The 24,589-nt window shown below is 68.8% G+C and carries 20 protein-coding genes; 10 read left to right on the top strand and 10 right to left on the bottom strand.

Translation table 11 applies throughout. The annotated features are described in order from the left end of the window. Window positions 1-3 precede the first annotated feature (3 nt). The gene (locus OIB37_RS19020) at window positions 4-2,376 is read right to left on the bottom strand and encodes a DUF6049 family protein (protein WP_330458801.1); all 2,373 of its coding nucleotides are present in this window, start codon (window positions 2,374-2,376) and stop codon (window positions 4-6) included. A 257-nt stretch (window positions 2,377-2,633) separates the two neighbouring features. Between OIB37_RS19020 and OIB37_RS19015 the strand changes: the two genes are divergently transcribed. Further along, window positions 2,634-4,076 carry a CCA tRNA nucleotidyltransferase gene (locus OIB37_RS19015; protein WP_330458800.1) on the top strand — a complete coding sequence of 481 codons (1,443 nt, stop codon included), beginning with the start codon at window positions 2,634-2,636 and terminating at the stop codon, window positions 4,074-4,076. A gap of 94 nt (window positions 4,077-4,170) precedes the next feature. Here the strand turns inward: OIB37_RS19015 and OIB37_RS19010 are convergent, their stop codons facing one another. From OIB37_RS19010 to OIB37_RS19000, 3 genes are all read right to left on the bottom strand, one after another. Beyond that, window positions 4,171-5,505, bottom strand: a complete 1,335-nt coding sequence (locus tag OIB37_RS19010) for an MFS transporter (protein ID WP_330458799.1) — start codon at window positions 5,503-5,505, stop codon at window positions 4,171-4,173. Between the two features lie 148 nt (window positions 5,506-5,653). Continuing rightward, window positions 5,654-6,736: an inositol-3-phosphate synthase gene (locus OIB37_RS19005; protein ID WP_330458798.1), complete on the bottom strand. Its 1,083-nt coding sequence runs from the start codon at window positions 6,734-6,736 to the stop codon at window positions 5,654-5,656. Window positions 6,737-6,780: 44 nt separating this feature from the next. Continuing rightward, a complete protein-coding gene (locus OIB37_RS19000) occupies window positions 6,781-7,458 on the bottom strand; it encodes a PadR family transcriptional regulator (RefSeq protein WP_330458797.1) in 678 nt (225 codons plus the stop codon). A 363-nt stretch (window positions 7,459-7,821) separates the two neighbouring features. Here OIB37_RS19000 and OIB37_RS18995 point away from each other — a divergent pair, with 363 nt between their 5' ends. Both OIB37_RS18995 and OIB37_RS18990 read left to right on the top strand, forming a co-directional pair. Further along, window positions 7,822-10,521, top strand: a complete 2,700-nt coding sequence (locus tag OIB37_RS18995; protein ID WP_330458796.1) for a transglycosylase domain-containing protein — start codon at window positions 7,822-7,824, stop codon at window positions 10,519-10,521. Between the two features lie 117 nt (window positions 10,522-10,638). Then, window positions 10,639-12,147 (top strand): glycosyltransferase family 87 protein, encoded by a 1,509-nt coding sequence (locus OIB37_RS18990; protein WP_330458795.1) that lies wholly within the window; start codon window positions 10,639-10,641, stop codon window positions 12,145-12,147. Between the two features lie 119 nt (window positions 12,148-12,266). Here the strand turns inward: OIB37_RS18990 and OIB37_RS18985 are convergent, their stop codons facing one another. The 3 genes from OIB37_RS18985 to OIB37_RS18975 form a co-directional block, all read right to left on the bottom strand. Next, a complete protein-coding gene (locus tag OIB37_RS18985; RefSeq protein ID WP_330458794.1) occupies window positions 12,267-13,298 on the bottom strand; it encodes an alanine racemase in 1,032 nt (343 codons plus the stop codon). 80 nt (window positions 13,299-13,378) lie between these two features. Then, window positions 13,379-14,500 carry a peptidoglycan bridge formation glycyltransferase FemX gene (gene femX / locus OIB37_RS18980; protein ID WP_330458793.1) on the bottom strand — a complete coding sequence of 374 codons (1,122 nt, stop codon included), beginning with the start codon at window positions 14,498-14,500 and terminating at the stop codon, window positions 13,379-13,381. Window positions 14,501-14,715: 215 nt separating this feature from the next. Next, window positions 14,716-15,033, bottom strand: a complete 318-nt coding sequence (locus tag OIB37_RS18975) for a hypothetical protein (protein ID WP_330458792.1) — start codon at window positions 15,031-15,033, stop codon at window positions 14,716-14,718. A gap of 276 nt (window positions 15,034-15,309) precedes the next feature. Between OIB37_RS18975 and rpsF the strand changes: the two genes are divergently transcribed. The 4 genes from rpsF to rplI all read left to right on the top strand — a co-directional run bounded on the left by rpsF (window position 15,310) and on the right by rplI (window position 17,000). Continuing rightward, on the top strand, window positions 15,310-15,600 hold the full coding sequence (gene rpsF / locus OIB37_RS18970; RefSeq protein WP_330458791.1) for a 30S ribosomal protein S6: 291 nt from the start codon (window positions 15,310-15,312) through the stop codon (window positions 15,598-15,600). A 72-nt stretch (window positions 15,601-15,672) separates the two neighbouring features. Next, window positions 15,673-16,257: a single-stranded DNA-binding protein gene (locus OIB37_RS18965; RefSeq protein WP_330458790.1), complete on the top strand. Its 585-nt coding sequence runs from the start codon at window positions 15,673-15,675 to the stop codon at window positions 16,255-16,257. Window positions 16,258-16,298: 41 nt separating this feature from the next. Beyond that, complete coding sequence (rpsR, locus tag OIB37_RS18960; protein ID WP_003949403.1) at window positions 16,299-16,535, top strand: 30S ribosomal protein S18; 237 nt, start codon at window positions 16,299-16,301, stop codon at window positions 16,533-16,535. Between the two features lie 18 nt (window positions 16,536-16,553). Then, window positions 16,554-17,000 carry a 50S ribosomal protein L9 gene (rplI, locus tag OIB37_RS18955; RefSeq protein ID WP_330458789.1) on the top strand — a complete coding sequence of 149 codons (447 nt, stop codon included), beginning with the start codon at window positions 16,554-16,556 and terminating at the stop codon, window positions 16,998-17,000. Window positions 17,001-17,239: 239 nt separating this feature from the next. Here the strand turns inward: rplI and OIB37_RS18950 are convergent, their stop codons facing one another. Further along, window positions 17,240-18,577 carry an MATE family efflux transporter gene (locus OIB37_RS18950; protein ID WP_330458788.1) on the bottom strand — a complete coding sequence of 446 codons (1,338 nt, stop codon included), beginning with the start codon at window positions 18,575-18,577 and terminating at the stop codon, window positions 17,240-17,242. 459 nt (window positions 18,578-19,036) lie between these two features. Here OIB37_RS18950 and dnaB point away from each other — a divergent pair, with 459 nt between their 5' ends. After that, window positions 19,037-20,512: a replicative DNA helicase gene (gene dnaB, locus OIB37_RS18945; protein WP_330458787.1), complete on the top strand. Its 1,476-nt coding sequence runs from the start codon at window positions 19,037-19,039 to the stop codon at window positions 20,510-20,512. Window positions 20,513-20,784: 272 nt separating this feature from the next. Continuing rightward, entirely contained in the window at window positions 20,785-22,176 is a 1,392-nt protein-coding gene (locus tag OIB37_RS18940; RefSeq protein WP_330458786.1) for a serine hydrolase domain-containing protein, read from the top strand. 84 nt (window positions 22,177-22,260) lie between these two features. On the opposite strand, the gene OIB37_RS18935 is transcribed toward OIB37_RS18940, so the two are convergent. Beyond that, on the bottom strand, window positions 22,261-22,713 hold the full coding sequence (locus tag OIB37_RS18935) for a GNAT family N-acetyltransferase (protein WP_330458785.1): 453 nt from the start codon (window positions 22,711-22,713) through the stop codon (window positions 22,261-22,263). Between the two features lie 10 nt (window positions 22,714-22,723). Then, on the bottom strand, window positions 22,724-23,182 hold the full coding sequence (locus OIB37_RS18930; protein WP_330458784.1) for a MarR family winged helix-turn-helix transcriptional regulator: 459 nt from the start codon (window positions 23,180-23,182) through the stop codon (window positions 22,724-22,726). 143 nt (window positions 23,183-23,325) lie between these two features. On the opposite strand from OIB37_RS18930, the gene OIB37_RS18925 reads away from it, so the two are divergent. Next, a complete protein-coding gene (locus tag OIB37_RS18925; protein WP_330458783.1) occupies window positions 23,326-24,534 on the top strand; it encodes an MFS transporter in 1,209 nt (402 codons plus the stop codon). Window positions 24,535-24,589 lie beyond the last annotated feature (55 nt).

Here is a 24,589-nt window from a genome sequence, read left to right as displayed (position 1 = left end):
CGCTCAACGGTCCACTCTCTCACCCGTCCCCGAAGGGTCGGCGCTTTCCGGTGCGGTGTCCGGTGCAGGGTCACTCGGCTGGTCCGGGTCGTCTGCCCCGGACGGGGCGTCGGACTCCTCGGGGAGACGGTCGCCGGGGGTATCGGGGTTCCCGGGCTCGCCGTCGGTGTTCTCCCCCGCTCCGTCGGGTCCGTCGTCCTCGGCCTGCCGGGCCGCCGCGCGCTTGCGCTGGGTGTACATCCGGAAGCCGGCGAGGACCAGGAGGAGCACTCCGCCGCCGATGACCAGCATGACGGTGGGCGTGACCTCGGTGACCTTCACGTCGAAGCTGACCGGTTCGCCGTACTCCTGGCCGTCCTCGGTGTACAGCTGGGCGATGACACCGACGCGGCCGTTGGCGTTGGCCGAGGTGGGGAACTTCACCGACTGGCTGTGGCCGCCGGAGACCTCGACGCGCTGCTCGAAGTACGCCTTGCCGCCGATCTTCAGGCGGGTCGGCATGGTCGAGGTGAGGCGCAGGACCAGGTGGTCGACGGGCTGTACGAGGTTGTTCTGGACGGTCACCGGGATGGTCGCGCTGCGGCCGGAGAGCTTGGTCTCCGACTTGTCGATCAGCTTGACCTCGTCGGCGAGGCCGTCCAGCCAGGTCTCCACGCCACCGCGGAAGGTGTCCGCGTCCGCGCCGTGTCCCCGCCACGCCGTGGACATCTCCCGGTTTATGGCCCGCCCGAACGGGGTGACCACGCGGGACTGGTCGGTGAGGATCACCTGGAAGTTGTCGAGCATGTCCTGCGTGCGCGCGATCTGCTCGAAGGCGGCCCGCGGCAGCTCCTGCCTGCGCAGCGAGGAGGGGTACGCGGACGTCGAGGGGATGTGCGTGGTGGCGCGCGGGTCGGGCTTGGCCTTGACGGCGGCGGTCAGACCCTGGGACTGGGACCAGGCGCCGGCCTGGAGCGTCTTCAGGGCCGCAGCCATCGCCTGTGCCTGGCTCGTCGACGGCATGCGCTGCGGGGCGACCACGATGCTGCGCTGCTTGTCCGACTGGGCGTTCACCTCGAGGCTCTGCGCCAGGAACTGCTGCACGGCGAGTGTGGCGGAGTCCGCCTTTGTCATGTCGCCCTCGAAGGCCGTGGACAGCCGCTCGTCGGCGACCACCGCCGTCGTGCCGCCGCCGATCGGACGGGCGGCGGAGGGCGTGTAGGGCAGCCTGGCGGTCTCCTGGAGGCTGTCGCTGCGGGCGATCACCCGGTCGGCGCCCGCGGAGGTCGCGACCTTGATGATCGACGGGTCGACGGCGCCGTTCACGGGCCAGGCGTAGTCCGTGTTCGGCGTGACATGGAGCACGGTCTTGACGGTCGTGGCGGCGACGTCGGTGGCGTCCTTGAGGTGACTGAGCGAGCCGGTGACGCTGGTGCCGTTGTGCGCGAGCGAGGCCAGGTCCGGGTCGGCGAAGGGCAGCGCGACGACCTCCTTGCCCGCCACGGCCTTCTGCAGGCCGTCCAGCCACTGCTTGGCGAGCTCCTGGTGCTCCCGGGGACCGGGGGTGGTGGTCCCGCCGGGGGCCTGGAGCCGGTAGCCCTTGGCCATCGCGTCCACCGAGGCCAGCAGGTCCGGGTCGATCACCCAGGTGAGGTCGAGGTCCTTGCCCAGCTGCACCATCTGCGACAGCCGGCCGCCCGGGCCGAGGTCCTTGGCCAGGTCGTCATTGAGGAAGACCGGCGTCTGCAGCTCCCCGGCGCCCGTCCTGGCCGTCATGTGGACCGTGGACAGCAGCGGCCACAGGAACGTCGTCTTCGTCCTGGTGCCGGCCTCGGACGGCTGCCAGGGCAGGAACGTCCGCTGGATGCCGAGCACCTGGTCCCAGGGTCGTGCGGAGGTCTGGCCGGACAGGGCGACCCCGAGCTCGTAGACGCCGTCCTCGCCGAGGTCGAGCTTGTCCACGGGGACCGAGATGGTGAAGTGCTCGGAGACGCCGGGAGTCAGCTTGGCGAACTTCTGCGTGTACTTCCCGCCGACCTCGGCCCCTGTGTCGTTCTGCACATCGTCGGAGTGCCGGGCGACGGCGTCGATCGCCGAGCGGGTGTTCAGCTCGGGCCCCACGCGCAGGCCCACGTGGGCGCCGGTCACCGTCCGCTTGCCGTTGTTGGTCACGGTGCCGGACACCGTGACCGTGTCCCCGTCGCCGGGGGCGGTGGGACTGAGCGAATCCAGTGAGACGGACACCGCATCCGAGGAGGCAGCCTGCGCGGGCGCCGCGGCGGGCAGCTGCAGCAGCCCGGCCAGCAGAGGCGCTCCGGCGAGCAGTGCCCCGGTGTGCCGCATCCAGTGCCGGGCAGGTGAGGCACTGGTCCCCTGGAAGTCAGCCGCCTCGGCCACGCGCTCGCCCGTCCCTCGTCGTCGTCAGTGGTCGTCGGAATGTGCGTCCACGCATGGTAACGATGCTCGCGGAGGTGAAGTGCCGCGGACCGCTCCACAAGATCGGGAAACGGCGACGACCCGTCCTCTATATCCAGTATCGAGTGGAGAGCGGGTGTACGCCGCAAGGGAAGGGTCTTGTGTGGGTATGGCGGGAGGCGTCCACGCCGCTCAATCGAGGCGACCGCGGTCGCCTCGGCCACGTACCCTGTTCTGTTGTGCCGAACCCCAACGATGACACTCCCGCTGCCCTGAGCCAGGCGCAGCAGCGCGCGGTGAGCGAGCTGCTGCGGGTCGCTCCCGTTGCCGACGACCTCGCCCGCCGCTTTCAGCAGGCCGGGTTCTCGCTTGCTCTGGTGGGCGGCTCGGTCCGTGACGCGCTGCTCGGCCGACTCGGGAACGACCTGGACTTCACCACCGACGCGCGCCCCGAGGACGTACTGAAGATCGTGCGGCCGTGGGCGGACGCCGTCTGGGAGGTCGGGATCGCCTTCGGCACGGTCGGTGCCCAGAAGGACGGCTACCAGATCGAGGTCACCACCTACCGGTCGGAGGCGTACGACCGCACCTCGCGCAAGCCCGAGGTGTCGTACGGCAACTCCATCGAGGAGGATCTGGTCCGCCGCGACTTCACGGTCAACGCGATGGCCGTGGCGCTGCCGGAGAAGGCGTTCATCGACCCGTACGGCGGTCTGGAGGACCTCGCGGCCCGGGTGCTGCGCACCCCCGGTACGCCGGAGGAGTCCTTCTCGGACGATCCGCTGCGGATGATGCGGGCCGCACGGTTCGCCGCTCAGCTGGACTTCGAGGTCGCCCCCGAGGTCGTCACCGCGATGACGGAGATGGCGGGACGGATCGAGATCGTCTCGGCCGAGCGGGTCCGGGACGAGCTGAACAAGCTGATCCTGTCCGCCCACCCGCGCAAGGGCCTGGCCCTGCTGGTCGACACCGGGCTGGCCGATCACGTCCTGCCCGAGCTGCCGGCCCTGCGTCTGGAAAGTGACGAGCATCATCGGCACAAGGACGTCTACGAGCACACGCTGATCGTGCTGGAGCAGGCCATCGCGCTGGAGCAGAACGGTCCCGACCTCGTGCTCCGTCTGGCCGCGCTGCTGCATGACATCGGTAAGCCGCGCACGCGCCGCTTCGAGAAGGACGGCCGGGTCTCGTTCCATCATCACGAGATGGTCGGGGCGAAGATGACCAAGAAGCGTATGACGGCCCTGAAGTACTCCAACGAGCTGGTGAAGGACGTCTCGCGTCTGGTCGAGCTTCACCTGCGCTTCCACGGCTACGGCACCGGCGAATGGACGGACTCGGCGGTCCGTCGCTACGTCCGTGACGGTGGCCCGCTTCTGGACCGCCTGCACAAGCTGACCCGCTCCGACTGCACCACCCGGAACAAGCGCAAGGCGGCCGCGCTGTCCCGCGCCTACGACGGTCTGGAAGAGCGCATCGCTCAGCTCCAGGAGCAGGAGGAGCTGGACGCCATCCGTCCGGACCTGGACGGCAACCAGATCATGGAGATCCTCGGCGTCAGCCCTGGCCCCGTCATCGGCAAGGCGTACAAGCACATGCTGGAGCTGCGCCTGGAGAACGGCCCGATGGAGCGCGACGCGGCGGTGGCAGCCCTCAAGGAGTGGTGGGCCGAGCAGAGCTGAGGCCTGGAGTCGGGCTGAGGGTGAGGGCCTGGTCATGTTTCACGTGAAACCACGCGAAACATGGTCAGGCCTCCTTATGTCCGGCCAGGATCTTTCACGTCCTCGACCCGGCTTCTCTGGTCGGGGTGGGCGATGTTTCACGTGAAACATCGCCCTTTTCGCTGTTCTGGTGCCGCTCGAAGCGCGTCATGGCCGCCGTGACGGTGCCGTAGAGGAGGGCGACGAGAATCACCAGGGGTACCGAGTGGCCGTCCGGCGGGAGTATCAGGGCAGCCACTCCCGCGGCGCCGACGAAGGCGACGTTGAAGAGGACGTCGTAGACGGAGAAGACGCGTCCCCGGAAGCCGTCCTCGACGGAGGCCTGGACGAGCGTGTCCGTGGCGATCTTGGCGCCCTGGGTGATCAGGCCGAGCACGAACGCCGCGACCAGGAGAGGGCCGGTGGCGAACGGGAGGCCGAGTGCCGGTTCGAGAACGGTGGCAGCGGCTGCGCACACCGCGATCCACCGGCCGGGACCGAGCCGCCCCGCCGCCCACGGAGTCAGCACGGCCGCGGCGAAGAAGCCCGCGCCGGAGATTGCCAGCGCCAGGCCCAGCAGCCGGAGACCGCCCTCGGGGGTGGCGGAGAGGTCGTACCGACACAGCATGAGCAGCAGGACCAGCAGCGCGCCGTAGCCGAACCGCATCACGGTCATCGCCGCGAGCGCCCAGGACGCTTCCCTGCGTCGGGGGCCGGCCAGGTGCCGGACGGCCGCGAGCAGTTCGTGAGCCGTGCCGGCGAGAGCGGTCCCCAGGCGTGGTGGCGTCGCCTCCCTCTCGTGGCCCAGCCGTGCGGGCGCCATGCTCAGGGACGTCAGGCCCGCGCACAAATAGAGGCAGGCGCCCAGCAGTACCACCGTGGCATCGGGGTCGGCCGCGACGAGCCGTACGCCGAAGGCGAGGGCGCCGCCGGCGGTCGCGGCGAGCGTTCCGGCGGTCGGGGAGAGGGAGTTGGCCAGGACCAGGCGTTCGGCGTCCACCACACGCGGCAGCGAGGCGGACAGGCCCGCCAGGACGAAGCGGTTGACGGCTGTGACGCACAGCGCGGAGACGTAGAACAGCCAGTCCGGCGCATGAGTGACCATCAGCACGGCGGTGGCCGCTGCCAGGAGAGCGCGCAGCACATTGCCGTAGACGAAGACCTGCCGACGTCGCCAGCGGTCCAGCAGGACGCCCGCGAAGGGACCGACCAGCGAATAGGGGAGCAGCAGGACCGCCATCGCCGAGGCGATCGCCGTGGCCGAGGTCTGTTTCTCCGGGGAGAAGACGACGTACGCGGCGAGCGCGACCTGGTACACGCCGTCGGCGCCCTGGGAGAGGAGACGGACGTACAACAGGCGTCGGAAGTCGCGCAGACGCAGCAGGACACGCAGGTCACGGACGACGGACATGAGCCCCAGCCTCACATACGCGGAGGGTCCCCGGGTCGGAAACCCGGGGACCCTCACAGCCCTGGCAGGAGCGTTCTCTCGGTGTGTTCGCCGTACCGAGCCATGGCGGGCCGCGGCGAGCCGGCGCTCGGCGCGGAGCCGGGTCGGGCTAGCGCTCGACGTCGCCGTTGATGAACTTCTCGACGTTCTCGCGGGCCTCGTCGTCGAAGTACTGGACCGGCGGGGACTTCATGAAGTACGAGGACGCGGACAGGATCGGGCCGCCGATGCCGCGGTCCTTGGCGATCTTCGCGGCGCGCAGGGCGTCGATGATGATGCCGGCCGAGTTCGGGGAGTCCCAGACCTCGAGCTTGTACTCCAGGTTCAGCGGGACGTCACCGAAGGCGCGGCCCTCGAGGCGGACGTAGGCCCACTTGCGGTCGTCCAGCCATGCGACGTAGTCGGACGGGCCGATGTGGACGTTCTTCTCGCCGAGGTCCCGGTCGGGGATCTGGGAGGTGACGGCCTGCGTCTTGGAGATCTTCTTGGACTCGAGGCGGTCACGCTCGAGCATGTTCTTGAAGTCCATGTTGCCGCCGACGTTCAGCTGCATGGTGCGCTCCAGGCGCACGCCACGGTCCTCGAACAGCTTCGCCATGACGCGGTGCGTGATGGTGGCGCCGACCTGGGACTTGATGTCGTCACCGACGATCGGGACGCCCGCCTCGGTGAACTTGTCCGCCCACTCCTTGGTGCCGGCGATGAAGACCGGGAGGGCGTTGACGAAGGCGACCTTGGCGTCGATGGCGCACTGGGCGTAGAACTTCGCCGCGTCCTCGGAACCCACGGGCAGGTAGCAGATCAGGACGTCGACCTGCTTGTCCTTCAGGACCTGGACGACGTCGACCGGCTCGGCGTCCGACTCCTCGATGGTGGCGCGGTAGTACTTGCCGAGGCCGTCGAGGGTGTGGCCGCGCTGGACGGTGACACCGGTGGAGGGCACGTCGCAGATCTTGACGGTGTTGTTCTCGGAGGCGCCGATGGCGTCCGCCAGGTCGAGGCCGACCTTCTTCGAGTCGACGTCGAAGGCGGCGACGAACTCGATGTCCCGCACGTGGTAGTCACCGAACTGCACGTGCATCAGGCCGGGGACCTTGGACGCGGCGTCGGCGTCCTTGTAGTACTCGACTCCCTGCACCAGCGACGCGGCACAGTTGCCCACGCCGACGATGGCTACGCGAACCGAACCCATTCCGGTTGCTCCCTGTGTGTACGAGTGAGGCCCTGACTGGGCCGTCACGTGGCGGTGTCGCCGGGCGTATCCGTCCCGGGGCGATCCCCGGGACGGGGCAGGCCGCCCGTCGCTCCAGATGTGGTGTCGTGCTGAGCGGACTCTCCGGAAGCGGGACCCATACGGTCCCGCCCGGCCCGCTCGCTCTCGATGAGCTCGTTCAGCCAGCGCACTTCGCGCTCCACGGACTCCATCCCATGGCGCTGGAGCTCAAGCGTGTAGTCGTCGAGGCGCTCCCTGGTACGTGCGAGGGAGGCCCGCATCTTCTCCAGCCGCTCTTCCAAGCGGCTGCGCCGTCCTTCCAGCACGCGCATGCGCACATCGCGCGACGTCTGCCCGAAGAAGGCGAACCGGGCGGCGAAGTGCTCGTCCTCGTACGCGTCGGGACCGGTCTGCGAGAGCAGGTCCTCGAAGTGTTCCTTACCTTCTGCCGTCAATCGGTACACGATCTTTGCCCGGCGTCCGGTGAGGGGAGCGGCGTCCTCCCGGGTGTTGTCCGGCTCCTCGATCAACCAGCCGTTGGCGACCAGCGTCTTGAGGCAGGGGTAGAGAGTTCCGTAGCTGAACGCCCGGAACACACCCAGGGACGTATTGAGTCGTTTGCGCAGCTCATAGCCGTGCATCGGAGACTCGCGCAGGAGTCCGAGCACGGCGAACTCGAGGATGCCGGAACGACGGCTCATGATCGCCTCCTCTCGGTCCACTGCGACTTTATCTCGCGCTGATGTATCGACTCGATACATCCAGACGATAGAACGGCCTGCCCCATGCGACAAGAGGGGCGACGGTGAACGGGATCACATCAAGGATTCACAGGAGGCAACTTGCCTGTTTTGGGGGGAAGTCCGGGACTCGGCTGGTTTTCGCGTGCGTAGTCTGTGCGGCATGCACACCACCGGGAACCGCGTGATGCCTGGGGAGCGTCGTGGTCCTCGGTGCAGTACGGGTGAATGCGTGACCGACCGCATCCGTATTTCGGGGGGACCGGAAACCAGTCGCTGTTTCCAGGCGCGCACGGGTGCGCCTGCCCGAGGAGTAACCGTTCGATGAGCGAGCACCGTCGCAAACTGCCGCCGCCGCAGGGAGGCGGACGTGCCGCGGCCCGACGCGGCCAGCCCGACCCATCCTCCGGACGCCGCGCGGCACCGCGAGGCGCCACCGGGTCCTCCGCCGACTCCTATGAGCCGGGTTCCGGATCCGGCTCCTATGGTCCGGAACCCGGAGGCCGCGCCGAATCCCGCCGTGCCACGCAGAGAAGTGGTGGCAGCCGCCGCCGGGCCGCTGAGCCCAGCGGCCGGCGCGGAGGCCCCGGAGGCCCGTCCGGTCCAGGACGCGGCAGAGGGCGTTCGGCCCCGCCGGCCAAGAAACGAATCATCGACTATCCCCGTGCGGGCAAGTACGGATGGCAGCGCTGGGTGCCGTCCTGGAGGCTCGTCACCGGCATGTTCATCGGCTTCGTCGGAAGCCTGGTGGCCGTGGCGGGCGTCGGGTACGCGATGGTGGTCGTGCCGAACGTCGCGGCCGCGGCCAAGTCGCAGAACAACATCTTCGAGTGGTCCAACGGCCAGGTGATGGTCGCTACCGGTGGCGAGGTCAACCGGCAGAACCTCAACTACTCGAAGATCCCCGAGAAGATGCGCTATGCCGTGATCTCGCAGGAGAACAAGACCTTCGAGACCGACAGCGGCGTCGACCCGAGCGGCATCGGGCGCGCCATCTTCAACATGGCCCGGGGCGGCGAGACGCAGGGTGGCTCCACCATCACCCAGCAGTACGTCAAGAACGCCATGCTGAACGACCAGTCGCAGACGATCTCCCGGAAGTTCAAGGAGATCTTCGTCGCGATCAAGGTCGGCGCCACCGTCCCAAAGGACGAGGTCATGGCGGGCTACCTGAACACGGCCTACTTCGGCCGGGGGGCCTACGGCATCCAGGCGGCCTCGCGGGCGTACTTCAACAAGGACGCCATTCACCTGAACCCGGGTGAGTGCGCCTTCCTCGCCGCACTGGTCAAGGGCGCCACGTACTACGACCCGGCGGGCGCCACGTATCTCGATACGAACGCCACCGCCACCAACAACTCCAGGCGGGCCCTGCTGCAGATGCAGGACACCCTGGACAAGATGGTCGAGTACGGCCACCTGAGTGCCGCGGAACGGGACAAGTACCGCACCCTCCCGCCCATCAAGAGCCCGCGCTCGAACACCCGGCTGAGTGGTCAGATCGGCTATCTGGTCGACCTTGCCAAGTCCTACATCGTTCACAACACGAACATCACCGCTCTCGACCTGCAGCAGGGCGGCTACACGATCAGGACGACCTTCGACAAGAAGAAGGTCGACGCGCTCGAGAAGGCCGTCGAGAAGGTCCGGTCGGCGAAGATCAAGCCGGACCAGCGGCCGGAGGACAAGTACGTCCAGTTCGGCGGCGCGTCCGTGAACCCGAGTTCGGGTGCCATCGAGGCCGTCTACGGCGGCGAGGACGCGACCAAGCACTTCACCGACAACGCCGACGCGACCGGCGCCCAGGTTGGCTCGACGTTCAAGCCGTTCGTGCTTGCGGCGGCGATGAAGTGGGGCGTGCTCAACCCGAAAATGGGAGCCGATCAGCCGAACGAGGCGCGGACCGTCGCCTCGCCCAAGAGCATCTACATCGGCAAGAACAAGCTCAAGATCCGCAAGTACGACGGGACGGTCTGGACCGACGACAAGGGCAGGGAGTGGCTCCAGACCAACGACGACAACGCCTCGGTCGGCCCCAAGCCGGACTACAAGATCGACCTGCGTGAGGCGATGCGGCAGTCGGTCAACACCGCCTACGTCCAGCTCGGTATGGACGTCGGCCTGGACAAGGTCAAGCAGAGTGCTCTGGACGCGGGCATCCTCAAGGGGAGCCTGGCCAGCGCCGACTACCCGTCGTTCTCGATCGGCACCTCCGACCCCAGCGCCATCCGCATGGCCGGCGCTTACGCCACCTTCGCGGCGAGCGGGCAGCAGAACGAACCGTTCTCCGTGAGGCAGGTCAAGGACCAGGACGGGGTGGCCTACACGCATGAGGACAGGCCCCGGGACGGCTACTCGAAGGCGGTGGCCGACAACGTCACCGACGTTCTGCGGACCGTGGTCGAGAAGGGCACCGGCACCAAGGCCCAGCTGCCGAACCGTGAGGTGGCGGGCAAGACCGGTACCACCGACGGCAACAAGTCCGCCTGGTTCGTGGGCTACACCCCCCAGCTGTCCACCGCGGTCTGCATGTTCCGCATGGACGACAACGCGAAGAACAAGAACCGCAAGTTCCTGGAGATGTACAACACGGGTGGCCAGGAGAAGATCCACGGCGCCTCGTTCCCGGCCGAGATCTGGCACGACTACATGGCGCAGGCACTCCAGGGCCAGCCGGTGATGAACTTCCCGCCGCCGGCTCCGATCGGCACGGTGGTCAACGCCGAGCCGAGCCCGACGCCCACTCCGACGGTCGCCGAGACCCAGACCTCGTCCCCGTCGCCGAGCGCGTCGCCCACCGAGTCGGCCAGCCCCACGCCGACGGCTACCGAGACGTGCCGCGCCTGGGACTGGAACTGCGACCAGACCGGAGGCACGGACACCGGCGGTGCGGCCGACGGCGGTGTGACGCCCACACCCACGGTGACGGACACGAGCGGTACCGGCACCAGAGGAGGCGGCAACGGCGGCGCCGACGGCACCAACGGCGACGGCGGAGGGTTCTTCGGCGGGACGAAGAACTGAGCCGTTCGTGACGTGACAGGGGCACCGGGTGAAACCGGTGCCCCTTTCGCGTGCCCCGTGACACAGGCACCCCGTGCGGGGGCCGGTTCGCAAGGCGCGTACGGCAGGATGTGGCCCATGCCCAGTGCAGAATCGACGCAAGCGAGCGTGCACGAGCCGGAACCGGTGCGGCCGACCAGGCAGGACGAGGTCGCCGCGGCCGGCAGTGAGCTGATCGGTGGCCCCATCGGGCGGTACGCCCTGCTCGGGACGTCCTGGTGGACGCCCGTACGGGTCGTCGCACTGGTGGCGATCGGCATGTTCGCCCTCGGCCTCGTCCAGAAGGCGCCCTGCTACGACGGCGCCTGGTTCTTCGGGGCCAGCTCGCAGTACACGCACGCCTGCTACTCGGACATCCCGCACCTCTACCAGGGGCGGGGCTTCGCCGACGGGCTCGTGCCGTACTTCGACCGCCTCCCCGGCGACATGGACTACCTCGAGTACCCGGTGCTGACCGGCGTGTTCATGGAGGTCGCCGCGTGGCTCACGCCGGGCAGCGGCAGCATCCAGCAGCAGGAGCAGTGGTACTGGTTCGTCAACGCCGGCATGCTCATGGCCTGCGCGGCCGTCATCGCCGTCTGCGTGGCCCGTACGCACCGCACGCGCCCCTGGGACGGCCTGCTGGTCGCAGTGGCCCCCGCCTTCGTGCTCACCGCCACCATCAACTGGGACCTGCTGGCGGTGGCCCTGACGGCCGCCGCGATGCTCATGTGGTCGCGGGGCCGTACCGTCGCCTTCGGCGTGCTGCTGGGGCTCGCCACGGCCGCCAAGCTCTACCCCGTCTTCCTGCTCGGCCCGCTGTTCGTGCTGTGCTGGCGGGCGGGGAGGTGGCGGGCGTTCGGTCAGGCGGCGGGCAGCGCGGTGATCGCCTGGTTCGTGGTGAACCTGCCGGTGATGCTGTTCGCCTTCCAGGGCTGGTCGAAGTTCTACAGGTTCAGCCACGACCGGGGCGTCGACTTCGGCTCCTTCTGGCTGATCTGGGCCCAGAACTCCAGCACCCCGCTCACCACCGGCTTCGTGAACAGCGCGGCCACCGTGCTGGTGCTGGCGTGCTGCCTCGGCATCGCGGCGCTGACGCTCACCGCACCGCGCCGGCCGCGCTTCGCCCAGCTCGTCTTCCTGATGGTGGCGGCCTTCATCCTCACCAACAAGGTCTACTCCCCGCAGTACGTCCTGTGGCTCGTCCCGCTGGCGGTCCTCGCCCGGCCCAAGTGGCGGGACTTCCTGATCTGGCAGGCGTGCGAGGTGGCGTACTTCCTGGGCATCTGGATGTACCTGGCGTACACGACCAGCGGAGACGCCCACAAGGGCCTGCCGACCCACGGCTACCAGTGGGCGATCGCGCTGCACCTGCTCGGCACGCTGTACCTGTGCGCCGTCGTCGTACGGGACATCCTCATGCCGGAGCGGGACGTGGTGCGCCGCAACGGGGACGACGATCCCTCGGGCGGCGTGCTCGACGGCGCGGACGACGTCTTCGTGCTCGGACGCGCGGCCCGTCAGCAGGCCCACATGGACGACGACGAGATGTCCCAGGTGGGCTGGGGAAGGCCGGAAACGCCGCCGGACGAGGACTGTTCGCTCTGAGCGAACGCCGTTCGGCGTCCTCGACAGGGGCAAGAAGAAGGCCGTACACGCTTCACCCGTGTACGGCCTTCTTCATGTCTGGCCGGGCCTGACGGGCAGGCAGGCGCCGGCGACACCCCCTAGCGGTCCAGCAGGCGGTCGAACTGGGTCGTGGTGTGCCGCAGGTGGGCCACCAGCTCGTCACCGACCTTCGGCTCGGGCGCGTCCGACGGCACGAACAGGATCGACACCTGCATGTGCGGCGGCTCGGCGAACCAGCGCTGCTTGCCGCCCCAGACGAACGGCGCCAGGTTCCGGTTGACCGTGGCCAGGCCGGCCCGTGCGACGCCCTTGGCGCGTGGCATGACGCCGTGCAGGGCCTTCGGCGCCTCCAGGCCCACGCCGTGCGACGTACCGCCCGCCACGACGACCAGGAAGCCGTCGGAGGCCGCCTTCTGCTGCCGGTAGCCGAACCGGTCGCCCTTGGCCACGCGCGTGACGTCCAGGACGGCGCCCCGGTACTCCGTGGCGTCGTGGTCCCCCAGCCACAGCCGCGTGCCGATGCGGGCGCGGAAGCGGGTCTGCGGGAACTGCTGCTGGAGCCGGGCGAGTTCCCCGGCCTTGAGGTGGCTGACGAACAGGGTGTGCAGCGGCAGCCGGGCCGCACGCAGCCGGTCCATCCAGGCGATGACCTCCTCGACGGCGTCCGTGCCGTCGGTGCGGTCGAGCGGCAGGTGGATGGCGAAGCCCTCCAGCCGGACGTTCTCGATGGCCTGGTGCAGCTGCGGCAGGTCCTGCTCGCTGATGCCGTGACGCTTCATCGAGGACATCACCTCGATGACGACGCGGGCGCCCACGAGGCCGTACACGCCGTCGATCGACGACACCGAGCGGATCACCCGGTCCGGCAGCGGCACCGGTTCCTCGCCGCGCCGGTACGGCGTCAGCACCAGCAGGTCGCCGCCGAACCAGTCCTTGATGCGCGCGGCCTCGTACGTGGTGCCGACGGCGAGGATGTCGGAGCCGAGGCGGGTGGCCTCCTCCGCCAGCCGCTCGTGTCCGAAGCCGTAGCCGTTGCCCTTGCAGACCGGGACGAGGCCCGGGAACTGCTCCTGCACGTGCTTGTGGTGCGCCCGCCAGCGCGCGGTGTCGACGTAGAGCGTGAGCGCCATGGCCGGACCCGGGACCTTTCTCGTGGCTGGGGTGGATCAGAGGGAAGAGCTGTGAAGGCTATGGAATCAAACGCCGGGGCTCAGCGGCGCGACATGTAGATGTCGAGCGCCTTGTGGAGCAGCTTGTTCAGCGGGAAGTCCCACTCGCCCAGGTACTCGGCCGCCTGGCCACCGGTGCCGACCTTGAACTGGATCAGGCCGAACAGGTGGTCCGTCTCGTCCAGCGAGTCGGAGATGCCGCGCAGGTCGTAGACGGTGGCGCCGAGCGCGTAGGCGTCGCGCAGCATCCGCCACTGCATCGCGTTCGAGGGGCGCACCTCGCGGCCGATGTTGTCGGAGGCGCCGTAGGAGTACCAGACGTGCCCGCCGACGATCAGCATCGTCGCCGCCGACAGGTTCACCCCGTTGTGGCGGGCGAAGTACAGCCGCATGCGGTTGGGGTCCTCGGTGTTGAGGGCCGTCCACATGCGCTGGAAGTACGACAGCGGGCGCGGCCTGAAGTGGTCGCGCACGGCCGTGATCTCGTACAGCCGCTGCCACTCCTCCAGGTCCTGGTAGCCGCCCTGGACGACCTCGACGCCGGCCTTCTCGGCCTTCTTGATGTTGCGCCGCCACAGCTGGTTGAAGTTCTTGTGGACCTCTTCCAGGGAACGGTTGGCCAGCGGCACCTGGAAGATGTAGCGGGGCTGGACGTCGCCGAAGCCGGCGCCGCCGTCCTCACCCTGCTGCCAGCCCATGCGGCGCAGCTTGTCGGCCACCTCGAAGGCGCGCGGCTCGATGAAGTCGGCCTCCATGTCGCGCAGGCGCTTCACGTCCGGGCTCTGGATGCCCTTCTTGATGGTCTCCGCGTCCCAGCGGCGGATGATCACCGGCGGGCCCATCTTCACGGAGAAGGCGCCCTGGTGCTTGAGGTGGGCCAGCATCGGCTGCAGCCAGTCGTCCAGGTTCGGCGCGAACCAGTTGATGACCGGACCCTCGGGGAGATAGGCGAGGTAGCGCTTGATCTTGGGCAGCTGGCGGTAGAGGACCAGGCCGGCGCCGACCATCTCGCCGGTGCGCTCGTCGAACCAGCCGAGGCTCTCCGAGCGCCATTCCGCCTTCACGTCGGCCCAGGCCGGGACCTGCATGTGGCTGGCCGACGGCAGGCTCTGGATGTATGCCAGATGCTGCTCGCGGCTGATGGTCCTCAGGGTCAGGCTCATGTCGGGGCGCTCCTCGGGCTGGTGTGTCCCCATGGGTACAGGGGCTCCGGCTCTCGCGCCGAAGCCTACTGCGCCTTGCGAGCGCCCTGACTGGGGCGTACGGCATCAACGCCCCTGCTTGTGGCCGCCGAGGCGTTCCGCGCTGTCGCCCGGACGTGCCACCGGGCCGGTGGCACGTCCGAGGCACGTCGGCGAAGGGACGGTGAGAGGCGGTCTCAGCCGCCGATGACACCGCCGAACAGGCCGCCGTTGGCCATGCCGATCCCGAAGCCGATCCCCGCCGCACCGAGCCCCAGGATCAGGCCGAAGCGCTCCCGCGTGGTCACCGAGACCCACTGCCCGTAGGCGCCGACGAGGATCCCCACCAGCCCGGCCCAGGAGGCGAGCAGGTGCAGACCGTCGAAGAAGCACGTGATGAAGGACAGCAGGCCCAGGACCAGGGTCGCCACCGTGAGGGTGTCCTGGAGCGGATGGGGCTTGCCGTCGGTGGCGAACAGGGATCCGGCGGTGTTGGGTCGCAATGCCTGTGCCATGTGGGGCACCTCCTGCGGATCGCGGCGCACTGTAGCGCCATACACACCCGATGTGTACAGATTGGCGGTCCACCCCGGCGGATTTCAACCGGAAGCCGGTGTGCAGGTAGTCTGTAACGTCTGCACCGGTGTCTGCCCAGACCTTTCCAGGTCACTGCGGTGGGCTCCAGCGGAGCCCGCCACCTGTCAGTGGCGGCCGATACCGTTGCGCACGCATAACAACCCTCCTGCCACGGAACGACCGTGGCCGCTGAGTCCAAAGGAGGTGGGTTCCACATGCGTCACTACGAGGTGATGGTCATCCTCGACCCCGATCTGGAGGAGCGCGCTGTCGCCCCCCTGATCGAGAACTTCCTCGCCGTCGTCCGTGAGGGCAACGGCAAGGTGGAGAAGGTCGACACCTGGGGCCGTCGTCGTCTCTCGTACGAGATCAAGAAGAAGCCCGAGGGCATCTACTCGGTCATCGACCTGCAGGCCGAGCCTGCGGTCGTCAAGGAGCTCGACCGCCAGATGAACCTGAACGAGTCGGTCCTCCGGACCAAGGTCCTCCGTCCCGAGATGCACTGAGCTTCGGCTCAGCTGATCTCGGGATTCGAGTAGCAACCAAGCAGCCAGAGCAAACCCGCCGAGAGGTTCCCCATGGCAGGCGAGACCGTTATCACGGTCGTCGGCAATCTTGTCGATGACCCCGAGCTGCGCTTCACCCCGTCCGGTGCGGCGGTCGCGAAGTTCCGCATCGCGTCCACTCCCCGCACCTTCGACCGCCAGACGAACGAGTGGAAGGACGGCGAGAGCCTGTTCCTGACCTGCTCGGTCTGGCGTCAGGCGGCGGAGAACGTCGCCGAGTCGCTCCAGAAGGGCATGCGCGTCATCGTGCAGGGCCGTCTGAAGCAGCGGTCCTACGAGGACCGTGAGGGCGTCAAGCGCACGGTCTACGAGCTGGACGTCGAGGAAGTCGGCCCCAGCCTGCGCAACGCCACGGCCAAGGTCACCAAGACCGCCGGTGGTGGCGCTCGCGGTGGCCAGGGCGGTTACGGCGGCGGTGGCGGCGGCCAGCAGGGCGGCGGCTGGGGCGGAAGCTCCGGCGGCGGCCAGCAGGGCGGCGGCGCTCCGGCCGACGACCCGTGGGCTTCCGGCGCTCCCGCCGGTGGCCAGCAGGGCGGCGGCGGCTGGGGCGGAAGCTCCGGCGGCGGTGGCGGCTACTCGGACGAGCCCCCCTTCTAAGGGCTCGTATCCCCACTTCTTGATCACACAGGAGAATCACCATGGCGAAGCCGCCTGTGCGCAAGCCGAAGAAGAAGGTCTGCGCTTTCTGCAAGGACAAGGTCACGTACGTGGACTACAAGGACACGAACATGCTGCGGAAGTTCATTTCCGACCGCGGCAAGATCCGTGCCCGCCGCGTGACCGGCAACTGCACGCAGCACCAGCGTGACGTCGCCACGGCCGTCAAGAACAGCCGTGAGATGGCGCTGCTGCCCTACACGTCCACCGCGCGATAAGGGAAGGGTGACCGAAACATGAAGATCATCCTCACCCACGAGGTCTCTGGCCTCGGTGGCGCCGGCGATGTTGTCGACGTCAAGGACGGTTACGCTCGCAACTACCTGATCCCGCGGAAGTTCGCTATCCGCTGGACCAAGGGTGGCGAGCAGGACGTGGCGCAGATCCGCCGCGCCCGCAAGATCCACGAGATCCAGACCATCGAGCAGGCCAACGTTGTGAAGGCCCAGCTCGAGGGCGTCAAGGTCCGTCTGGCCGTTCGCTCCGGCGACGCCGGTCGTCTCTTCGGCTCCGTCACCCCGGCCGACATCGCTTCTGCGATCAAGGCTTCCGGTGGCCCCGAGGTCGACAAGCGCCGCATCGAGCTGGCCGGTCCGATCAAGACCCTGGGCGCCTACGAGACGTCCGTGCGTCTGCACCCCGAGGTTGCCGCCAAGGTCATCCTCGAGGTCGTCGCGGCCTGATCGCCGCATGATCGCTGCGCTCGTATGAGCCGGTGAAAGGGGCCGCACCCTTACGGGGGTGCGGCCCCTTTCTCATGCCCGGACGGGGATGCGGCGGGTGCCAGCGCCGGGTCCGGGATGGAGATCGGCCCGGGTGTCGGGCCGGCGGGGTCGAACCAGTTTCACGTTTCACGTGAAACAGGTGGGCAAGTGCTGTTTCACGTGAAACAGGAGGCGTGGTCACGTTTCACGTGAAACGGTCAGCGCGTCGCGCCCGTCACGACCCAGCGACCCGACCTGGCGCGGAGCCAGAGGGTCAGCAGCCGGACCGCCATCATCAGGGTCATGGCCGCCCAGAGTGCCGTGAGACCGCCGCCCAGCGTGGGTACGAGCAGTGCCACGGGGGCGAACACCGCCAGAGTGAGGACCATCGCCTTGGCCAGATAGGCCCCGTCGCCCGCGCCCATCAGGACCCCGTCCAGGACGAAGACGATTCCGCAGACGGGCTGAGAGAGCGCCACCATCAGCAGTGCGGGCAGGGCCGCGTCCTTGACCACGGAGTCGCTGGTGAACAGCGGAAGGAAGAGCGGTCGGGCGACCACGACGAGCAGACCGAGGGCGATCCCGGTCGCGAGGCCCCACTGCACCATGCGTCGGCAGGCCTCCCGAGCGCCTTGGGCGTCGTTCGCGCCGAGGTAGCGTCCGATGATGGCCTGTCCGGCGATCGCGATCGCGTCGAGCGCGAAGGCCAGCAGACTCCACAGGGACAGGATGATCTGGTGGGCGGCGATGTCGGCATCGCCCAGGCGTGCCGCGATGGCAGTGGCGATCATGAGGATCGCCCGTAGGGACAGCGTGCGGACCAGCAGGGGAACCCCGGCCTGTGCCGAGGCCCTGATGCCGGCGAGGTCCGGACGCAGAGACGCCTGATGCTGGTGTGCCCCGCGGACGACCACGCCGAGATAGACGGCCGCCATGCCGCACTGTGCGATGACGGTGCCCCAGGCGGAGCCCGCGATGCCGAGTCCGGCGCCGTAGACGAGTCCCACGTTGAGTACGGCGTTGGCGATGAAGCCGGCACCGGCGACGTACAGCGGGGTCCTGGTGTTCTGCAGACCGCGCAGGACGCCGGTGGCCGCGAGGACGGCCAGCATGGCTGGGATGCCCAGCGAAGAGATCCGCAGATAGGTGGTGGCGTAGGGCGCGGCGGTGGCGGAGGCGCCGAACAGGTCCACGATGCCGGGGGCCAGTGGCAGAACCACGGCGATGACGGCGGCGCCGAGGAACAGTGCCAGCCAGATGCCGTCCATGCCCTGGCGGAGCGCCGCCCGGATGTCTCCGGCTCCGACGCGGCGGGCCACCGCCGCCGTGGTGGCATAGGCGAGAAAGACGAAGACGCTCACCGCTGTGGTGAGGAGGGCTGACGCGACGCCGAGACCGGCGAGCTGCGAGGTGCCGAGATGGCCGACAATCGCACTGTCGGCCATGACGAACAGGGGCTCCGCGACGAGGGCGCCGAAGGCCGGAACGGCGAGTGCGACGATCTCGCGGTCGTGCCGACGGCGGGTTGCCTCGGGCGTTGCTGGAGCCTGTGTCATGTGCATCAATCTAATCGTCCACAGGTAAGCGATGCAAGCGTGAAGAGACCCTTACTCAGGGTCTTGAGTCGTGCGCTTTCGTGCAGCGTTCGAAGTGATCTTGGCTCTACCGGGAAAGTTTTTCTTCTGCACAGCCCGTGGACGGTAAAGGTGCAGGTCAGAGGGTCACTGCTGCTGGAATAGAGGGCTTGTTCACAGGGCTGTCCACCGGGTCGTGCACAGGTTTCGGCAGGTTCTCCACAGCATCGGGGCCGTCGTCCACATGGCCTGTGGATAACCAGATTGGCTGACGGTGCCGACAGGCCTACCGTTATCCGGCGCCCGCTCCCTTCCCGCAGCCTGGGAAACGTCATAAATCCGACGCGTCAGAACCGGAGTTGGGCCTCTTATTTGTCAGTGTCGTGCCGTACAAAAGAGGGCACGGCGAGGTCCGCCGTGCGGACGGAAGGAGGTCGCTCGGTGAGTATTTCCGAGCCCCTGGACGATCCGTGGGCCGACAGCGGACCCAGTGATCGTCTGCCTGCCTCCCGCCGCCGCGGTGACGTCCGAGGCCGTGACGATCAGCACGACCGCGGCCGCGAGAACGGCGGCTGGGACGGTGCGGGCTCCTCCTTCGAGCGGGTGCCCCCGCAGGACCTGGAGGCCGAGCAGTCCGTCCTGGGCGGCATGCTGCTGTCCAAGGACGCCATCGCCGACGTCGTCGAGATCCTCAAGGGCCACGACTTCTACAAGCCCGCCCACGAGACGATCTACCAGGCGATCCTGGACATCTACGCCAAGGGCGAGCCGGCCGACCCCATCACCATCGCCGCCGAACTCACCAAGCGCGGCGAGATCAACAAGGTCGGCGGGGCCGCGTATCTGCACACCCTCGTCCAGACCGTGCCGACGGCGGCGAACGCCGAGTACTACGCGGAGATCGTCCACGAGCGCGCCGTCCTGCGCCGCCTGGTCGAGGCCGGCACCCGCATCACGCAGATGGGATACGCGGCCGACGGCGACGTCGACGAGATCGTCAACAGCGCCCAGGCCGAGATCTACGCCGTCACCGAGCAGCGCACCAGCGAGGACTACCTGCCGCTCGGCGACATCATGGAAGGCGCCCTCGACGAGATCGAGGCGATCGGCTCACGCAGCGGCGAGATGACCGGCGTACCCACCGGGTTCACCGACTTCGACTCCCTGACCAACGGCCTCCACCCGGGCCAGATGATCGTCATCGCCGCGCGTCCCGCCATGGGTAAGTCCACGCTCGCCCTGGACTTCGCGCGGGCGGCGTCGATCAAGCACAACCTGCCGAGCGTGATCTTCTCGCTCGAAATGGGCCGCAACGAGATCGCGATGCGTCTGCTGTCCGCCGAGGCGCGCGTCGCGCTGCACCACATGCGCTCCGGCACGATGACCGACGAGGACTGGACGCGCCTGGCCCGCCGGATGCCGGACGTCTCGGCAGCACCGCTCTACATCGACGACTCCCCGAACCTGTCGATGATGGAGATCCGCGCCAAGTGCCGGCGCCTGAAGCAGCGCAACGACATCAAGCTGGTCGTCATCGACTACCTCCAGCTGATGCAGTCCGGTGGCTCCAAGCGTGCCGAGAACCGTCAGCAGGAGGTCTCGGACATGTCCCGTAACCTCAAGCTCCTCGCCAAGGAGCTGGAGGTCCCGGTCATCGCGCTCTCCCAGCTGAACCGTGGCCCCGAACAGCGCACCGACAAGAAGCCGATGGTCTCCGACCTGCGTGAGTCGGGCTCCATCGAGCAGGACGCGGACATGGTCATCCTGCTGCACCGCGAGGACGCCTACGAGAAGGAGTCCCCGCGCGCGGGCGAGGCCGACCTGATCGTCGCCAAGCACCGTAACGGCCCCACGGCCACGATCACCGTCGCCTTCCAGGGCCACTACTCCCGTTTCGTGGACATGGCACAGACCTGAGTCCGGCTCCGAGACCGGCAGGTCAGGCCGTTTACCGGTGTCCGTCCGGCCCGAAGCCGTCCACCGGAGGTTCCGTGCCGAAGCGCGCGAGGGAGGGCTCCCGCGGTTCACGCACAGCCAGGTGGTCGATGCCGGTGGGCCCGGCGAAGGCCGCGACCGCCTGTAGGCAGGACGCCTCAGCCTCGCCGTGATCGCCGGCCGTGTTCCCCGGCTTTGGCAGGCGGGGTGAAACGAACTCGACGTGGGGGCGGTCCAGCCGGTGGACTGGGCGCATGACGACATCTCAGGAAGAACTGCTCCCCGGGACGCGCCGTGCGCTGGTACACCGGATCGCCGTCGCTCAGGCCGAGGGGCGGGCGCCCTCGCTGGTGGCCGCGGTGGTACGCGGCGGGCGGGCCGTCTGGCACGGGGCGCGGACCTCGGTGGACGGCCACGGTCCGGACGAGAACGTGCAGTACCGGATCGGGTCCATCACCAAGACGTTCACCGCCGTACTGGTGTTGCGGTTGCGCGACGAGGGACTGCTCGACCTCGGTGATCCGCTGGAGAAGCATCTGCCGGGCACCGGCGCCGGTGAGGCCACGATCGCCGAACTGCTCGCCCACACCGCGGGGCTGGCCGCAGAGTCCCCGGCGCCCTGGTGGGAGCGGACCCCGGGCTCGTTGCGTCCCGGGCTGAGCGATGTGCTCGGCGAGCAGCCGCTGCGGCATCCCGTCGGTCGCCGCCACCACTACTCCAACCCCGGTTACACACTGCTCGGTGCCCTGGTGGAGGAGCTGCGCGGCGCTCCCTGGGAGGAGGTGCTGCGTGCCGAGGTGCTCGAACCGCTCGGCCTCGGCCGCACGAGTGCCCAGCCTCGAGGGCCGCACGCGGGCGGCTGGGCGGTACATCCCTGGGCCGACGCCCTGCTGCCCGAACCGCTGGAGGACCTCGGCAGGATGGCACCGGCCGGGCAGCTGTGGTCCACCACTGGTGACCTCGCGAGGTTCGCCGCCTTCCTGGCCAGGGGAGACGAACGGGTGCTGAGCGCGGAGTCGGTACGGGAGATGCGTACCCCCGCGGCACCGGCGGAGCTCGCGGATGTGGGGGACGGCGCCACCTACGGCCTCGGCATGCAGATCCAGCACCGCGACGGCAGGCTCCTCGCTGGCCACTCCGGCTCGCTGCCGGGCTTTCTGGCCAATCTCACCATCAGCGTGGAGGACGACGTGGCGGCGGTGGTGCTGGCCAACTGCACCAGCGGCCCGCTCCTCGGCGCGGTGGGTGCCGATCTCGTCCGCATCGTCGCCGAGGCCGAGCCGCGCATTCCCGAGCCGTGGCGGCCCTTGGCGGAAGTCGAGCCGGCCGTCCTGGAGTTGGCCGGGCAGTGGTACTGGGGAACCCATGCCTTCGCTCTGCGGGTGTCGGCCGACGGTCTCCTCTCACTGGGGCCGCTGACCGGAGGTGGCCGTCGTGCCCGCTTCCGCTCGAACGGGGACGGCACTTGGACGGGCTTGGAGGGCTACTACGCCGGTGAGCTGCTGCGGCCCGTCCGGGGCCCGGACGGGGCCGTGAGTCATCTCGACCTGGGGTCGTTCGTGTTCACCCGCCAGCCGTACGCCCCGGAGGCTCCTGTGCCCGGTGGAGTGGATCCGGAGGGGTGGCGGGGGATCGGCCGGGTGTAGCGTCCGCGGTCGAGCGAAAAGCGGCCGGTTTCACGTGAAACCGGCCGCTTTTCCAGGTACTTGGCCTGTGCCGCGCACGTGCGCTCACAACTGCAGCTTGAAGCCCTCGTGCGATGCCGTGAAGCCGAGGCGTTCGTAGAAGCGGTGGGCGTCGGTGCGCGACTTGTCCGAGGTGAGCTGCACCATGTGACAGCCGAGGCGTTGTGCGGTGTCGATCGCCCACTGGACGAGCCGGCCACCGAGTCCGCTGCCTCGCTCGTCCGCGTGGACGCGTACGGCCTCGATGAGTGCGCGGGTCGCTCCCTTGCGGGCGAGCCCGGGGATGAGCGTGAGCTGGAGCGTTCCGATCACGCGGCCGTCGCGGACGGCGACGACGAGATGCTGGTTGGGGTCGGCGTCCAGGCGCTTGAGCGCTGCCAGGTACGGCGTCAGGTCGTCGGGCGACTCCCGCAGGGCGCCCAGCGGATCGTCGGCGAGCATGGCGACGATCGCCGGGACATCGTCCTCGGTCGCGCGGCGTATCTCGAGATCTCCCATGGCCCGCACCCTACGCGGGCAGGTGGAGGGACTCCACGGCCCTGACCAGTGGTGCCAGTTCGGTGTTCTTGGCCGCCCCGTCGAGGGCCTCGCGCAGGGCCGCGTCGTTGGTGGGCCGTGCCTCCCGCAGCAGGCGCAGGCCCGCCTCGGTGACGTTCGTGTAGATGCCGCGGCGGTCAGTGGGGCACAGGTAGCGCTCCAGCAGGCCGCGGTCCTCCAGGCGGGTCACCAGGCGGGTCGTGGCGCTCTGGCTGAGGACGACGGCATCGGCGACCTGCTTCATCTGCAGATGGCCGCCCTCGCCGTCGTGCTGGCGGCTGAGCACGTCGAGCAGGGAGTACTCGCGGACGCTGAGGTCGTGATGGGCCTGCAGGGCGCGCTCGATGTGCGTCTCGATCCTCCCGTGCAGCAGGGAGAGAGCGCACCAGCCCTGGGCGAGGGCGGTGAGCGCGGGGTCTGTCGCTGTCATTGGCGTTTTCCTCCGTCACGGAGCGGCTGAAACCAGGGTAGAGCACGTGCGCAATATCCCGCCCTTGCATTTAACCCGCGTCTGCAACTATTGTGAACGCACGCAAAGCGCTCATGCAACCGTCTGGGAAGGTGCACCACTCCATGCCTCTCGCGCTTCTGGCCCTCGCGATCGGGGCCTTCGGAATCGGAACGACCGAGTTCGTGATCATGGGCTTGCTGCCCGAGGTCGCGGGCGACTTCGGGGTCTCCATCCCCACCGCCGGCCTGCTCGTGACGGGATACGCCCTCGGCGTGGTGATCGGCGCACCGCTGATGACCGTGCTCGGCACCAAGATCTCGCGCAAGCGGATGCTGATGGTGCTGATGGGGCTGTTCATCGCCGGAAACCTGCTCTCCGCCGTGGCCCCCACCTTCTCGGTCATGCTGATCGGCCGAGTGATCGCCTCCCTGGCTCACGGCGCCTTCTTCGGCATCGGCTCGGTCGTCGCGGCCGAACTGGTGGCCCCCGACAAGAAGGCCGGCGCCATCGCGATGATGTTCACCGGTCTGACCGTCGCCAATGTCGTCGGTGTCCCGCTGGGCACGCTCATCGGGCAGGACGTCGGCTGGCGCGTCACCTTCGCCGTCGTCGCCGCCCTGGGCGTCGTCGGCCTCGTCGGCATCGCCAAGCTGGTTCCCGAGATGCCGCGGCCCGAGGGAGTGCACCTGCGGCACGAAATGGCCGCCTTCAAGAACGCACAGGTCCTGCTCGCCATGGCGATGACCGTCCTCGGCTTCGGCGGTGTCTTCGCGGCCATCACCTACATCGCCCCGATGATGACCCACGTCGCCGGCTTCGCCGACGGTTCGGTCACCTGGCTCCTGGTCCTGTTCGGCATCGGCATGGTTGTCGGCAACCTGGTTGGCGGAAAGTTCGCCGACCGCGCCCTGATGCCGATGCTCTACGTCTCCCTGGGCGCTCTGGCCGTCGTCCTCGCCCTCTTCACGCTGACCGCCCACAACAAGATCGCGGCGGCCGTGACCATCGCGCTGATCGGCGCCCTGGGCTTCGCGACCGTACCGCCCCTGCAGAAGCGCGTCCTCGACCAGGCCCACGGCGCCCCGACCCTCGCGTCGGCCGTGAACATCGGCGCCTTCAACCTGGGCAACGCGCTCTCCGCCTGGCTGGGCGGCATGGTCATCGCCGCCGGCTTCGGCTACACCGCCCCGAACTGGGTCGGCGCCGCCCTCGCCGCGGCCGCTCTGGTCCTCGCCGTCCTCTCGGCCGTCCTGGAGCGCCGCACCGGTTCGTCCGGCAGCGTGGCGGCCGCCGGAGTGCCTACCGGGCAGCGCGCCCCCGTCCACCACTGACTCCGTCCGGTACGGCGGGCGCGCACCGCGCGCCTCCGGCCTGCGCCCGGCCCCG

Source organism: Streptomyces sp. NBC_00820 (assembly GCF_036347055.1).
Lineage (GTDB): Bacteria > Actinomycetota > Actinomycetes > Streptomycetales > Streptomycetaceae > Streptomyces.
This window is presented reverse-complemented; position numbering and strand designations above follow the sequence as displayed.

Coding starts and splice junctions, on each gene's coding strand:
- OIB37_RS19010 (WP_330458799.1), bottom strand. CDS start 5,505: ATGTCCGTCGTCCGTGACCTGCGTGTCCTGCTGCGTCTGCGCGACTTC.
- OIB37_RS19005 (WP_330458798.1), bottom strand. CDS start 6,736: ATGGGTTCGGTTCGCGTAGCCATCGTCGGCGTGGGCAACTGTGCCGCG.
- OIB37_RS19000 (WP_330458797.1), bottom strand. CDS start 7,458: ATGAGCCGTCGTTCCGGCATCCTCGAGTTCGCCGTGCTCGGACTCCTG.
- OIB37_RS18995 (WP_330458796.1), top strand. CDS start 7,822: ATGAGCGAGCACCGTCGCAAACTGCCGCCGCCGCAGGGAGGCGGACGT.
- OIB37_RS18990 (WP_330458795.1), top strand. CDS start 10,639: ATGCCCAGTGCAGAATCGACGCAAGCGAGCGTGCACGAGCCGGAACCG.
- OIB37_RS18985 (WP_330458794.1), bottom strand. CDS start 13,298: ATGGCGCTCACGCTCTACGTCGACACCGCGCGCTGGCGGGCGCACCAC.
- femX (WP_330458793.1), bottom strand. CDS start 14,500: ATGAGCCTGACCCTGAGGACCATCAGCCGCGAGCAGCATCTGGCATAC.
- OIB37_RS18975 (WP_330458792.1), bottom strand. CDS start 15,033: ATGGCACAGGCATTGCGACCCAACACCGCCGGATCCCTGTTCGCCACC.
- rpsF (WP_330458791.1), top strand. CDS start 15,310: ATGCGTCACTACGAGGTGATGGTCATCCTCGACCCCGATCTGGAGGAG.
- OIB37_RS18965 (WP_330458790.1), top strand. CDS start 15,673: ATGGCAGGCGAGACCGTTATCACGGTCGTCGGCAATCTTGTCGATGAC.
- rpsR (WP_003949403.1), top strand. CDS start 16,299: ATGGCGAAGCCGCCTGTGCGCAAGCCGAAGAAGAAGGTCTGCGCTTTC.
- rplI (WP_330458789.1), top strand. CDS start 16,554: ATGAAGATCATCCTCACCCACGAGGTCTCTGGCCTCGGTGGCGCCGGC.
- OIB37_RS18950 (WP_330458788.1), bottom strand. CDS start 18,577: ATGACACAGGCTCCAGCAACGCCCGAGGCAACCCGCCGTCGGCACGAC.
- OIB37_RS18940 (WP_330458786.1), top strand. CDS start 20,785: ATGACGACATCTCAGGAAGAACTGCTCCCCGGGACGCGCCGTGCGCTG.
- OIB37_RS18935 (WP_330458785.1), bottom strand. CDS start 22,713: ATGGGAGATCTCGAGATACGCCGCGCGACCGAGGACGATGTCCCGGCG.
- OIB37_RS18930 (WP_330458784.1), bottom strand. CDS start 23,182: ATGACAGCGACAGACCCCGCGCTCACCGCCCTCGCCCAGGGCTGGTGC.
- OIB37_RS18925 (WP_330458783.1), top strand. CDS start 23,326: ATGCCTCTCGCGCTTCTGGCCCTCGCGATCGGGGCCTTCGGAATCGGA.